Source organism: Mesorhizobium sp. M1066 (assembly GCF_040318635.1).
Classification (GTDB): Bacteria; Pseudomonadota; Alphaproteobacteria; order Rhizobiales; family Rhizobiaceae; genus Mesorhizobium.
Window position 1 is genome coordinate 12,621 of record NZ_JAMYMR010000033.1, and the last position, 12,479, is coordinate 25,099.

11 protein-coding genes are annotated in these 12,479 nt (G+C 63.9%); 10 read left to right on the top strand and 1 reads right to left on the bottom strand.

Translation table 11 applies throughout. From position 1 onward, the window contains the following. Positions 1–2: 2 nt before the first annotated feature. A complete protein-coding gene (locus tag NKH52_RS27920; protein ID WP_352736560.1) occupies positions 3–1,112 on the bottom strand; it encodes a Gfo/Idh/MocA family protein in 1,110 nt (369 codons plus the stop codon). Between the two features lie 156 nt (positions 1,113–1,268). Here NKH52_RS27920 and NKH52_RS27925 point away from each other — a divergent pair, with 156 nt between their 5' ends. The 10 genes from NKH52_RS27925 to NKH52_RS27970 all read left to right on the top strand — a co-directional run bounded on the left by NKH52_RS27925 (position 1,269) and on the right by NKH52_RS27970 (position 12,461). Next, positions 1,269–2,114 (top strand): MurR/RpiR family transcriptional regulator, encoded by an 846-nt coding sequence (locus NKH52_RS27925; RefSeq protein WP_352736566.1) that lies wholly within the window; start codon positions 1,269–1,271, stop codon positions 2,112–2,114. A 140-nt stretch (positions 2,115–2,254) separates the two neighbouring features. Continuing rightward, positions 2,255–4,189 carry a bifunctional 5-dehydro-2-deoxygluconokinase/5-dehydro-2-deoxyphosphogluconate aldolase gene (locus NKH52_RS27930; protein WP_352736562.1) on the top strand — a complete coding sequence of 645 codons (1,935 nt, stop codon included), beginning with the start codon at positions 2,255–2,257 and terminating at the stop codon, positions 4,187–4,189. Between the two features lie 33 nt (positions 4,190–4,222). Continuing rightward, positions 4,223–6,073, top strand: a complete 1,851-nt coding sequence (gene iolD / locus NKH52_RS27935) for a 3D-(3,5/4)-trihydroxycyclohexane-1,2-dione acylhydrolase (decyclizing) (protein ID WP_352736564.1) — start codon at positions 4,223–4,225, stop codon at positions 6,071–6,073. Between the two features lie 143 nt (positions 6,074–6,216). Continuing rightward, complete coding sequence (iolE, locus tag NKH52_RS27940) at positions 6,217–7,134, top strand: myo-inosose-2 dehydratase (protein WP_352727776.1); 918 nt, start codon at positions 6,217–6,219, stop codon at positions 7,132–7,134. Positions 7,135–7,192: 58 nt separating this feature from the next. Then, positions 7,193–7,405 (top strand): DUF3329 domain-containing protein, encoded by a 213-nt coding sequence (locus NKH52_RS27945; RefSeq protein WP_352727775.1) that lies wholly within the window; start codon positions 7,193–7,195, stop codon positions 7,403–7,405. A 382-nt stretch (positions 7,406–7,787) separates the two neighbouring features. Continuing rightward, positions 7,788–8,600, top strand: a complete 813-nt coding sequence (gene iolB, locus NKH52_RS27950) for a 5-deoxy-glucuronate isomerase (protein ID WP_352727773.1) — start codon at positions 7,788–7,790, stop codon at positions 8,598–8,600. 153 nt (positions 8,601–8,753) lie between these two features. Next, on the top strand, positions 8,754–9,461 hold the full coding sequence (locus tag NKH52_RS27955; RefSeq protein ID WP_352727771.1) for a DUF1045 domain-containing protein: 708 nt from the start codon (positions 8,754–8,756) through the stop codon (positions 9,459–9,461). 13 nt (positions 9,462–9,474) lie between these two features. Next, positions 9,475–10,614 (top strand): alpha-D-ribose 1-methylphosphonate 5-triphosphate diphosphatase, encoded by a 1,140-nt coding sequence (locus tag NKH52_RS27960; RefSeq protein WP_352727769.1) that lies wholly within the window; start codon positions 9,475–9,477, stop codon positions 10,612–10,614. After that, the gene (gene phnN, locus NKH52_RS27965; RefSeq protein ID WP_352727767.1) at positions 10,611–11,240 is read left to right on the top strand and encodes a phosphonate metabolism protein/1,5-bisphosphokinase (PRPP-forming) PhnN; all 630 of its coding nucleotides are present in this window, start codon (positions 10,611–10,613) and stop codon (positions 11,238–11,240) included. Before NKH52_RS27960 ends, phnN begins: the two co-directional genes overlap by 4 nt. Positions 11,241–11,651: 411 nt before the next feature. Beyond that, on the top strand, positions 11,652–12,461 hold the full coding sequence (locus NKH52_RS27970; RefSeq protein WP_352727765.1) for a transporter substrate-binding domain-containing protein: 810 nt from the start codon (positions 11,652–11,654) through the stop codon (positions 12,459–12,461). Positions 12,462–12,479: the final 18 nt, after the last annotated feature.

Here is a 12,479-nt window from a genome sequence, read left to right on the forward strand (position 1 = left end):
TATCACCGCACGTCCACCCAGCGCTTCTCCTCGAACGAACGCGCCATCGCGTGCACGGTGCGCTCGATCTCCAGCCCTTCGGCAAACTCGATGAGCCGCGCCGGCCTGCCTTCAAGCCGCGTCAGCAATTCGTGGCACTCGATGATCTTGAGGTCGTTGAAGCCGAGGCCATGGCCTGGCGCCGGCACGAAGAGGTCATAGGGCTTGTGGTGCGGTGCCACCAGGATGGTGCGGTAGCCCTGCTCGGTCGGCCGGTCGGCGGTGAGGTAAAGCTGGAATTCGTTCGATCGTTCCTGGTCGAACAGGATCGACCCTTTCGAGCCGAAGATCTGGACGGCGATGCGGCCCTTGCGGCCCCAGGCCGAGCGGTTGACCAGCAGCGTGCCGGCAATGCCATTCTCCAGATGCATCAGCACGCTGGCGATGTCGTAGGTTTCGACCGCGCGACGGCCGCCGCTGGCCAGCTTGCGATCGGCATAGGGTTTGGCCATGTCGCAGATGACGTTGGCGACGCGGCCGAACAGGGCCGAGACCAGCGACAGCGGATGCACGGCGAAATCGTCGAGCGCGCCGTAACCGGAGGCCGCCTCGTGCTTCCAGAAGAACAGCGCTTCCGGGTCGGCCATGAAGTCCTCGTCCATCTCGATGCGCAGATGGTTGACCTCGCCGATGATCTTCTCTTCCAGCAAAGCGCCGATATGGCGGATGGCGGGGCTCTGGATGTAGTTGTAGCCGAGCGCCGCGACCCTGCCGGACTTTTTCGCCGCCGCCGCCATGGCTTCAGCCTCGGCAAAGCTCGGCGCCATCGGCTTTTCGCACCACAGATGCTTGCCTGCTTCCAGGATGGCGATGGCCATTTCCGGATGGAACTGGTTGGGCGTGGTCAGCGAGACGATATCGACTTCGGGATCGTTGACGACGGCACGCCAGTCGCCGGACGCCTTGGCGAAACCGAACTCGCCCGCCTTGCGCCGGGCGAGCTCTTCATTGACCTCGCCGAGATGGACGAGCCGTGGCTTGGCAACGTCGGGAAAGACGGCGCTGACGGCGCTCCATGCGATGGCGTGACACTTGCCCATGAAACCCGTACCGATGAGACCGACGCCGACCATTTTCCGTTTCTCCACTGCCTGAAGCGTTGCGTGGATGAATTAGTCCATTTTTTCATGGAATGGAATGTCTGCCTCATTTTTTATGGTGTTCTTGCGCAGGCTCGCTATGATGATGCACAGAGGGACGCTTCACGCATGAGCCCGGACAGAGCGACGATGGACGAACGGGTACCTCGCGATTTCGAGACGCTGCGCACCACCATCCTGGAGCGGCGCGAAAGCCTGCCGAAGCGCATCGCCCAGATCGCTGCCCATGCGCTCGACAATCCCGACGATATCGCCTTCGGCACCGCCGCCAGCATCGCCGCTTCGGCCGGCGTGCAGCCTTCAACCCTGATCCGATTTGCCCAGCAGCTTGGCTTCGATGGTTTCACCAGCCTGCAGCAGGTGTTTCGCGAACGGCTGCGCGAGCGCAACTCCTCCTACGACGAAAGGCTGCAGGCGTTGCGCATCAAGGCTGAGGGCGGCGTCGGCCATCGGTCGATCTTCGACGGCTTCGTCGCCGCCGCCAGCACCTCGCTCAACGACATTTCGCGCACGCTGGACGATGCGCATCTGGAAGACGCTATTTCCCTGCTGGCAAAGGCGGAAACCATCTACGTGCTGGCCAAGCGCCGCTCTTATCCGGTGGCCTCCTACATCGCCTATGCGCTGGGCAAGCTGAAGATCCGCAACCAGTTGATCGAATCGGCGGCCGGGCTGAATGCCGAGATGATCGGCTTCGCGACGCCGGCGGATGCCGTCATCGCCATCTCCTTCTCGCCCTATGCGCCTGCCACCATCGAGGAGGCGCGCAGTATTTCGGAACAGGGCGTGCCGATCGTCGCCATCACCGACAGCTCGTTTTCCCCGCTCGCCCAGTTCGCCAAGGTCTGGTTCGAGGTTGCCGAGGCCGATTTCGCCGGCTTCCGCTCGCTGTCGGCGACAATGGCGCTGGCCATGGCGCTGACCGTCGGCGTCGGCGAGAAGCGACGCGACACGGGTCGGAAGCGCAAGGCCTGATCCACCGCCGAAAGGTACTTTTCCCCGAAGGAACGCTCATTCCATATTGACTATGGATTGGAATTATTATTTCATATTCCCGGCGCCACGCTGCCACTCGCGCGTGTACCCCAACACAACAAGGCCGACGGGAGGTTCCAATGAGCGAAGCCGTGGACGCTGAATACGCGCCGCTCGACGTCATCACCATCGGTCGCGCTTCCGTAGACCTTTATGGGCAGCAGATCAGCTCGCGACTGGAGGACATCACCTCCTTCGCCAAATCGGTCGGCGGCTGCCCGGCCAATATCTCTGTCGGCACCGCCAGGCTCGGCCTGCGCTCGGCGCTGCTCACCCGCGTCGGCGACGAGCAGATGGGCCGCTTCATCCGCGAGCAGTTGACGCGTGAAGGCGTCAATGTCGACGGCCTGAAGACCGACAAGGAACGGCTTACCGCTTTGGTGCTGCTGTCGGTCGAGGACGAAGGCGTTTCGCCGATGATCTTCTACCGCTCGGATTGCGCCGACATGGCGCTGGCGCCGGAAGACATCGACGAGGCCTTCATCGCCAGGGCGCGCTCGATCGTCGTCACCGGCACGCATTTTTCCAGGCCCAACAGCGACGCCGCCCAGCGCAAGGCGATCCGCATCATGAAGGCCAAGGGCGGCAAGGTGGTGTTCGACATCGACTACCGGCCGAACCTGTGGGGCCTCGCCGGCCATGCCGAGGGGTTCGAGCGCTATGTGAAATCGGACCGGGTCTCGGCCCAGCTGAAGACGGTGCTGCCCGATTGCGACCTCATCGTCGGCACCGAGGAAGAGATCATGATCGCGTCGGGCGCCGACGATTGCCTCAGTGCCTTGAAGACGATCCGCTCGCTGTCGTCCGCCACCATCGTCTTGAAGCGCGGCGCCATGGGCTGCATCGTCTATGACGGACCGATCAGCGACGATCTCGAGGACGGTGTCGTCGGCAAGGGCTTTCCGATCGAGATCTACAATGTGCTCGGCGCCGGCGACGCCTTCATGTCCGGCTTCCTGCGCGGCTGGCTGGGTGGCGAAGACCATGCGACGGCGGCGACCTGGGCCAACGCCTGCGGCGCCTTCGCCGTGTCGCGGCTGCTCTGCGCGCCGGAATATCCGACCTTCGAAGAACTGCGGTTCTTCCTCAAACACGGCAGCAAGCATCTGGCGTTGCGCAAGGACGAGGCGATCAACCACATCCATTGGGCGACGACGCGCCGGCGCGACGTCGCCTCGCTGATGGCGCTCGCCTGCGACCATCGCATCCAGCTGGAGGATGTGGCGGCGAAGGCCGGTGCCGATCCGGCCCGGATCGAAGACTTCAAGGTGCTGGCAGTCAAGGCCGCGGCTAAGGTCGCCGCCGGCCGCGACGGCTACGGCATGCTGATCGACGAGAAACACGGCCGCAAGGCGATGTTCGAATTCGCTAGGCATTCCTTCGCCTGGCTCGGGCGGCCGGTGGAGCTGCCGGGTTCGCGGCCGCTGCGCTTCGAATTCTCGCAGGACATCGGCTCGCAGCTTGTCGAATGGCCGGTCGACCACTGCATCAAATGCCTGTGCTTCTATCATCCCGACGATCCGGCGGCGCTGAAGGACGAACAGCAGCACAAACTGCGCGCCCTGTTCGAAGGCGCGCGGAAGGTCGGCAGGGAACTTCTCATCGAGATCATTGCCGGCAAACATGGCAAGCTCGACGACACGACGATCCCGCGCGCGTTGGAGGAACTCTATGCGCTCGGCATCAAGCCGGACTGGTGGAAGCTCGAGCCGCAGGCGTCGAGCGGCGCCTGGGCGAAGATCGAGGCCGTCATCCTGAAGCACGACCCGTGGTGCCGCGGCGTCGTGCTGCTTGGCCTGGAGGCGCCACAGGACGAGCTGGAAGCGGCCTTCGCCGCCACCGCCAAGGCGCCCATCGTCAAGGGCTTTGCCGTCGGCCGCACCATCTTCGTCCATGCGGCCGAACAATGGCTGGCCGGCAAGATGTCGGATGACGAGGCGATCGCCGACATGGCGTCACGCTTCGAACAGTTGACGGATGCGTGGCTTGCCGCGCGCGGCCGCAAGGCGGCATAAGAAGGCGCGAATAGGACTGCGGAGGAAAACACCATGAGCAAGACAATCCGCCTGACAATGGCGCAGGCGCTGACCCGCTTCCTGTCGCGCCAGATGACCGAGATCGACGGTCGCAAAGTCCCCATCTTCGGCGGCGTATGGGCGATCTTCGGCCACGGCAATGTCGCCGGCATCGGCGAGGCGCTCTATCAGCTGCGCGACGAATTGCCGACCTTCCGCGCCCACAATGAACAGGCGATGGCACATGCGGCGATCGCCTACGCCAAGGCGAATTTCCGCCGCCGCTTCATGGCCGCGACCTCTTCGATCGGCCCCGGCGCGCTCAACATGGTGACGGCGGCGGCGCTCGCCCATGTAAACAGGTTGCCTGTCCTGTTTTTGCCGGGCGACGTCTTCGCGAACCGCATTCCCGACCCGGTGCTGCAGCAGGCTGAGGATTTCTCCGACGGCACGGCGACGGTCAACGACTGCTTCCGTCCGGTTTCGCGCTATTTCGACCGCATCACCCGGCCGGAGCAGATCATTCCTGCGCTCAGCCGCGCCATGGCTGTGCTGACCGATCCGGCCGAATGCGGCCCGGTGACGCTGTCTCTGTGCCAGGACGTGCAGGCCGAGGCCTACGACTACCCCGAGAGTTTCTTTGCCGAGCGGGTCTGGCACCAGCGCCGGCCGCGCCCGGATCGCCATGAGCTTGCCGCCGCGGTCGCGGCGCTAGAGGGCGCAAAAAAGCCGCTGGTGATCGCCGGCGGCGGTGTCCTCTATTCGCAGGCGTCGGACGAACTGGCGAAATTCGCCGAGAGCGCCGGCATCCCGGTCTGCGAGACGCAAGGCGGCAAATCCTCGCTGCCGGACGACCATCCGCTCAACATGGCGGCGGTCGGCGTCACCGGCACTTCTGCCGCCAACCGGCTGGCTGAGGACGCCGATGTCGTGCTGGCCATCGGCACGCGCCTGCAGGACTTCACCACTGGTTCGTGGGCGCTGTTCAAGAATTCGGGCAAGACCATCATCGGGCTCAACGTGCAGCCCTTCGACGCCGGCAAGCACCGCGCCCTACCATTGGTGGCCGATGCGGCCGAGGGCCTGGCCGAACTCGGTGCTGCGCTGAAGGGCTGGAAGGCGCCGGCAAGCTGGACCGACAATGCGTCCTCCGGCAAGAAGGCCTGGCAGGTCGAGGCGGCCAAGGTGACGGCGTCGACCAATGCCGCCTGCCCCTCCGATGCGCAGGTGATCGGCGCCGTGCAGCGCGCCATGGGCTCCGGTGTGACGCTGCTGAATGCCTCCGGCGGCCTGCCGGGCGAACTGCATAAATTATGGCAGGCGGGCGCGCCCGGATCCTACCATGGCGAATATGGCTTCTCGACCATGGGCTACGAGATTGCCGGCGGGCTCGGAGCCAAGATGGCGAAGCCCGGCGAGGAGATCGTCGTCATGATCGGCGACGGCTCCTACCTGATGATGAATTCGGAGATCGCCACCTCGGTGATGCTCGGCCTCAAGCTCACCATCGTGCTGCTCGACAATCGCGGCTATGGCTGCATCAACCGGCTGCAGATGGCGACCGGCGGCGCCAACTTCAACAATCTGCTGAAGGATTCGCGCCACGAGGTCCTGCCCGACATCGACTTTGCCGCGCATGCGGCGAGCATGGGGGCGATCGCCGAGAAGGTGCCGTCGATCGCCGGGCTGGAAAACGCGCTGGAGAAGGCAAAGAAGAACAACCGCACCACCGTCCTGGTCATCGACACCGACCCGCTGGTTTCCACCGATGCCGGGGGCCATTGGTGGGACGTGGCGGTGCCGGAAGTGTCTGTACGGCCGCAGGTCAACGCGGCGCGCAAGGCGTATGACGAGAAGCGGAAGATGCAGACCGTCGGCGATTGATATAGGCGCTGTCACCCCTACCTCCCCCTTGTGGGGAGGTCGGACCGAAGGTCCGGGTGGGGGTCCGGCGCCACCCCCCACCCCGCTGCTTCGCAGCGACCCTGCCCACAAGGGGGAGGGTGAACAAGAACCGGAGTGACGACTTGAAAGCCAAACTGGGCATGTCCCCCATTGCGTGGTGGAACGACGATCTTGCGGAACTCAGCGATGATGTGTCGCTGGAAGAATGTCTGCGCCAGTCGCGCTCGGCCGGCTTCACCGGCATGGAGATGGGCCGGCGTTTTCCCAATGATCCCGAAATCATGCTGCCGATCCTGAAGGCAGCCGACGTCACGCTGTGCGGTGGCTGGTTCTCCGGCACGCTGGTCGATGGGGAGATGGCCGACAACAAGGATCGCATCCAGCCGATGATCGACCTGTTCAAGGCGGTGAATGCGCCTTGCATCGTCTATGGCGAGGTCGGCCGTTCGATCCAGGGCGACCGCTCGAAGCCGCTCGCCACAAAGCCGAAGCTGTCGGATGCTGAGATGAAGGCCTACGCCAAGCGCCTGACCGAATTTGGCGAATGGTGCGCCGAACAGGGCATGCCGCTGTCCTATCATCACCACATGGCGGCGGTGGTCGAGACCGAGCCGGAACTCGATGCCTTCATGCGCCATTCCGGAGCCGGCATTCCGCTGCTGCTCGATGCAGGCCATCTGGCATTCGCCGGCGGCGACGTTCTGCGCGCCATCGACAACCATCATACCCGGATCAGCCATGTGCATGTGAAGGACGTTCGCATGGGGGTGATCGAAAAGCTCGATCGCACGAAGCAGTCCTTCCTCGACGCGGTGGCGCTCGGCGCCTTCACCGTGCCGGGCGACGGCTCGCTGGATTTCGGCTCCATCGTGCAGCGCTTCGCCGACCATGGCTATGAGGGCTGGTTCGTGGTCGAGGCCGAGCAGGATCCGAAGAAGAACCCGCCGCTCAGGATGGCAGAGGTTGGCTACAAGGAATTGATGCGCGTCATGACCGCCGCCGGCTATACGGTCGAGACGCAAGGCTTTCCAAATGTCTAGTTTCTCAATGGCTGGTGCGACGGGTTCCCGGCGAGGCCGATTGCTGTAGATTGGCCCGATGAAAGATTCCGAACACCCCTTCTTCCGGCCTTTGTGGCGGCGTGTCGCCATCGTCGCGGTCTGCGTCATCTGGTCGATCATCGAGTTCGCCACCGGCACACCGTTCTGGGGCATGATCGCGCTCGGCTTCGCCGGCTACGCCGTCTGGCAGTTCTTTTATCTCTATAAGCCCGCTGACGAGGCGAAGCAGCCGGTCGAGCCGAAGGAATAAAGCGGCCCATGGCGCAGAAGGCTTACGGGTCGGGTACTGCGCGCATGACGGGTCGCGTTGTTGGAGACTCACCGCAAGGCCTCCAGCTTCGTCATCCACGGGCGGAGCAAGGAGCGTAGCGACGCGGCGCAGACCCGAGGATCCATGCCGCGACATCGAAACAGCCGCTGCGGTGCAGAATTCCGCTCCGCTGCACTCTTTGACTGAGGTCACGGCATGGATCCTAGGGTCTCCGCGACGGAGCTTCGCTCCTGCTTCGCCCTAGGATGACGAAGTTGGAAGGGCGCCGGCCAATTTCCGAACGTTTGCAATGGTCCTTTCAAACAAACGACTTGGCTTTACAGGCCTGCAACCGTCAGGCCACTGGAATAGGAGACAAGAAATGTCGAAGCTGCTCGTCAAAGCCGACAAAGGCCATGGCCGCGTCGCCCATGTGACGCCGAAAAGCGCCGGCTGGACCTATGTCGGTTTCGACCTGCATCGGTTGAAGCCCGGCGAGAGCGCGTCCGGCAAGACGGAGGATCGCGAAGTCTGCCTGGTGTTCGTTACCGGCAAGGGCAAGGCTTCAGCCGGCGGCAAGGATCTCGGCCTGCTCGGCGAGCGCATGTCGCCCTTCGAGGGCAAGCCGTGGTCGGTCTACATTCCGCAAGGCTCCGACTGGTCGGTGACGGCGGATACCGAGCTGGAACTTGCCGTCTGCTCGGCGCCGGGCCTTGGCGGCGGCCTGCCGGTGCGGGTGATCGCACCGGACGATCTCGACCAGGAGGTGCGCGGCAAGGGCACCAACACGCGCTATGTCACCAACATATTGCCGGAGGGCAAGCCGGCCGATTCGCTGCTGGTGGTCGAGGTCATCACGCCTGGCGGCCACACGTCGAGCTACCCGCCGCACAAGCATGACCAGGATAATCTACCCGCCGAATCCTATCTCGAGGAAACCTACTATCACCGTCTCAACCCGCCGCAGGGCTTTGCCTTCCAGCGGGTCTACACCGATGCCGACAAGAATGGCCACCGCGCGCTCGACGAAGCGATGGCGATCGAGGATGGCGATGTCGTGCTGGTGCCCGGGGGCTATCACCCCTGCGCCGCCTGCCACGGCTACGACCTCTATTATCTCAACGTCATGGCCGGGCCGAAGCGGACGTGGAAATTCCACAATGCGCCCGAGCACGAGTGGCTGATGAAGGCCTGACCGGTCGCTGCGTGAGCACTCGCTCCCTGGTCCAGCACGAAAAAATCGTCGGCTAATGACCGCGCCGCAGCGTTTTGTTACCTGAAAGCCAGCAAGGCTTCGTCAATTCGTCATGGAAATCACCTATGGCAGCGAAGCTGACAAGGACTTTCCATGCGTTATGCTCTCTATTTCACCCCCCGGCAGGACGAGCCGCTGGCGCGGATCGCCGCCAACTGGCTCGGCCGCGACCCGTTCGGCGCCGCGACAAGGCCGGTCGAGGCTGTAGCCGACCTGTCGGCGGCGGAAGTCGCTTTCCACACCGCCTCGGCGCGCCGCTATGGTTTCCACGCGACGCTGAAAGCCCCCTTCCGCCTGGCTGCCGACGAGACCGAAGCCTCTCTGCGCGCCGCACTCGACCATTTTGCCGAGGCGACGCCGGTGGTGACCATCCCGCGTCTCGTCGTGAGCCAGATCGACGGCTTCTTCGCACTGGTGCCGGAAGAGCCAGTGCCTGCGCTCAACCGGTTCGCCGATGACGTGGTGCGCGATTTCGACCGGTTTCGCGCACCGCTGAGCGAGGCGGAAATCGAGCGGCGCAGCCCGGATTCGCTGAAGCCGGCCGAGTTCCGCAATCTCTGCCAATGGGGTTACCCCTATGTCTTCGAAACCTTTCGCTTCCACATGACGCTGTCCGGCCGGGCGGGGTCACAGGAAAGCCCTCGTTTGCGCGCAGCGATCGACAGCCTGTTCGCGGAAGTGCTGCAACAGAAGGTGCTGGTGGATGCGCTGACCTTGTTTGTCGAAACCGAACCGGGTGCACCGTTCATGGTGCTCTCGCATCACGCGCTCGGGCGCCGCCCGGCCAGAAAAACCGCCTGAAGGACTGCCTGAAATGACCGCCGAGACTGTTCTCCACAATGCCCGCATCGTGCTTGCCGACGAGATCGTCGAGGGTTCGCTGGTGCTGCGCGACGGCTTTATCGCCGGCATCGAATCCGGCATCAGCCGCATCGGCGAGGATATGGGCGGCGACTATGTCATTCCCGGGCTGGTCGAATTGCACACCGACCATCTCGAAGGCCACTACGCGCCGCGGCCCAAGGTGCGCTGGAATCCGATCGCTGCCGTGCTCGCCCATGACGCGCAGGTGGCGACCGCCGGTATCACCACCGTGCTCGACGCCTTGCGCGTCGGCATGGACGAAGACGCCGACCTGACATCGGCCGACATCCGCAAGCTGGCCGACGCAATCGAGGACAGTGTGAAGCAGGACCGTCTGCGCGCCGACCATTTCATCCATCTGCGCTGCGAGGTTTCGGCGCCGGACTGCCTTAGGGCTTTCGCCAATTTCGATGGCGACGAGCGGGTCAGACTGGCATCGCTGATGGACCATGCGCCAGGCCAGCGCCAGTTCGTCAATCTCGAGACCTATGCCTACTATTACCAGCGCAAGCTGAAGCTGACCGATCGCGACTTCAAGCTGTTCTGCGAAAAGCGGATGGGGGAATCGGCGCGCAATTCGGCGCCGAACCGGGCGGTGATATCAGCCGCCTGCCAGGAGCGCGGCATCGTGCTGGCCAGCCACGACGACGCCACATCAGGCCATGTCGACGAGGCGATCGAACAGGGCGTGCGCGTCGCCGAATTCCCGACCACGGAAGAGGCCGCCAGGGCCTCGAAAGAGGCGGGGATGGGCGTGCTGATGGGCGCCCCCAACGTCATGCGCGGCGCCTCGCATTCGGGCAATGTCTCGGCACGGACGCTGGCCGGCGACGGCCTGCTCGACATCTTGTCGTCCGACTATATTCCCTTCAGCCTGATCCAGTCGGCGTTCTTCCTCGGCGATGTCGTCGAAGGCATTTCCCTGCCGCAGGCCGTCGCCATGGTCTCGAAGAACCCGGCCGATGCGGTTGGCCTGACCGATCGCGGCGTCATCGAACAGGGCCGCCGCGCCGATCTGGTGCGCGTGCGCGTCGACGACCATGTCCCGGTGGTGCGCACCGTGTGGCGGCAGGGAAGCCGGGTCGCATGATGGTGTCGGCATTGATCGAGCGGGAATTGTCGGCCGAGACGTTTCCGATCCGCGATGGCGTTTTCGTCGCCGTCGTCGGCCCAAGCGGCGCCGGCAAGGACACAGTGATCGGCTACGCCCGCGCCCGCTTTGCCGATGAGACAAGGCTGGAGTTCGTCCGCCGCGTCATCACCAGGCCGAGCGATGTCGCCAGCGAGGACCACGACACGCTGGCCGACGCCGCCTTCGTCGAGGCCGAAGCCGATGGCGCCTTCGCCATCTCCTGGGAAGCGCACGGCTTGCGCTACGGCATCCCCGCCGATGTCGACTGGTCCGTTGCCAATGGCCGTGTCGCTGTCGCCAATGTGTCGCGCGCGATCATCCCCTCCTTGCGCGAACGCTATGCCAATCTGGCCATCGTCGAGATCACCGCCTCGCCTGAAGTGCTGGCCGAGCGGCTGGCAATGCGCGGCCGCGAGTCACGCGGCGAGGTGCTGGCGCGACTGGCGCGCAGCGCCAATGTGAGCCTGTCCGGGCCCGGCGTCACCTCGATCGACAACAGCGGCCCGCGCGAAGCCGCCGGCGAACGCTTCGCCGAGGTACTGCGCAAGGCGATGGCTTTTTCCGACATGTCGGGCCTGATCTAGCAGTGCTACACGGCTGATTTGACGGATTGGGCCTGCCGGCAGCCACGATTCGTCGTTTGTTTCGCTGGATCATCACGAACATTCGAGATTGGCCGAAGCCTCCCCAACGCCGTCATCCCTGGCGAAGCAGCCGCGTAGGGGCGTCGTGGAACCCGAGGGTGACGAAGCGATTGATGTTTCCGCTGATCGTCAAGGTATGCGGCCCGTCAACACAAGCGCCCCCGGTCAGAGTTCGTAGACAAGTGCTAAATATTATAATAGCATACCATTATAAGTCGCGGAGGAACGCCGTGCCCCGTTTTTGCAAGGGGAAAGCCAGCGAGCGAAATGCCGATCCTGTTTTACGTCGTCGAGCGGCTGCGCCCCGCGTGAACGATCACAAGGCGCTAGAAAATGCATGGGAGGAACAACATGCGGACTTTCCTGAAAGGCGCCGGCGCGTTGCTGGCCGGCATTGTGCTGGCGCTGTCGGCGCTCAAACCGTCGATTGCTTCGGCGCAGACGGTCGACGAGATCATCTCGCGCGGCAAGCTGGTCGTCGCCATCGACACCACGACGCCGCCCTACGGCTTTCTCGATGCCAATTTGAAGCCGACCGGTTTCGACATCGAGGTCGCCAACAAGATGGGCGAGGCGCTCGGCGTGCCGGTTGAATTCGTCACCGTCACCTCGCCCGGCCGCATCCCGGCACTGCTGACCAAGCAGGTCGATGCCGTTATCTCGATCTTCTCGATCACGCCGGCTCGCGCCATCCAGATCGACTATTCGATCCCCTATGCAGGACAGTCGGCGGTGGTGATCGCGCCGAAGAGCACTGGCATCAAGGGCGTTGCCGACCTCGTCGGCAAGAAGGTCGGCCTGACGCGCGGCACCGGCGAGGACGGCCTGCTGACCAAGGCAGCCGAAGCCAATCCGGGCATTGAGATCCTGCGCTTCGACGATTATTCCTCGCTGCTGCAGGCAATGGTGTCGGGCCAGATCGACGCGATGGGTGGCGGCGACTATGGCGAGATCTATCTGAAGAAGGCGCAGAACGGCGACGCGTTCGAGCAGAAATACGTGCTCAAGACCTTCTACTTCGGCATCGGCGTCACCAAAGGCAACGACAATCTGCGCCAGTGGATCAACACTTGGCTGTTCTCGTTGAAGACCGACGGCACGCTCGATGCGCTGTCGATGAAATACCGCAACCAGCCGCTGCCGGCGCTGCCGGTGTTCTGATCGACGCATCCCCAGTCG

Excerpts from the sequence above, each read along its gene's own strand:
- NKH52_RS27970 (WP_352727765.1), top strand. The coding sequence starts at position 11,652 with ATGCGGACTTTCCTGAAAGGCGCCGGCGCGTTGCTGGCCGGCATTGTG.
- NKH52_RS27945 (WP_352727775.1), top strand. The coding sequence starts at position 7,193 with ATGAAAGATTCCGAACACCCCTTCTTCCGGCCTTTGTGGCGGCGTGTC.
- phnN (WP_352727767.1), top strand. The coding sequence starts at position 10,611 with ATGATGGTGTCGGCATTGATCGAGCGGGAATTGTCGGCCGAGACGTTT.
- NKH52_RS27920 (WP_352736560.1), bottom strand. The coding sequence starts at position 1,112 with ATGGTCGGCGTCGGTCTCATCGGTACGGGTTTCATGGGCAAGTGTCAC.
- NKH52_RS27955 (WP_352727771.1), top strand. The coding sequence starts at position 8,754 with ATGCGTTATGCTCTCTATTTCACCCCCCGGCAGGACGAGCCGCTGGCG.
- NKH52_RS27925 (WP_352736566.1), top strand. The coding sequence starts at position 1,269 with ATGGACGAACGGGTACCTCGCGATTTCGAGACGCTGCGCACCACCATC.
- NKH52_RS27960 (WP_352727769.1), top strand. The coding sequence starts at position 9,475 with ATGACCGCCGAGACTGTTCTCCACAATGCCCGCATCGTGCTTGCCGAC.
- iolB (WP_352727773.1), top strand. The coding sequence starts at position 7,788 with ATGTCGAAGCTGCTCGTCAAAGCCGACAAAGGCCATGGCCGCGTCGCC.
- NKH52_RS27930 (WP_352736562.1), top strand. The coding sequence starts at position 2,255 with ATGAGCGAAGCCGTGGACGCTGAATACGCGCCGCTCGACGTCATCACC.
- iolD (WP_352736564.1), top strand. The coding sequence starts at position 4,223 with ATGAGCAAGACAATCCGCCTGACAATGGCGCAGGCGCTGACCCGCTTC.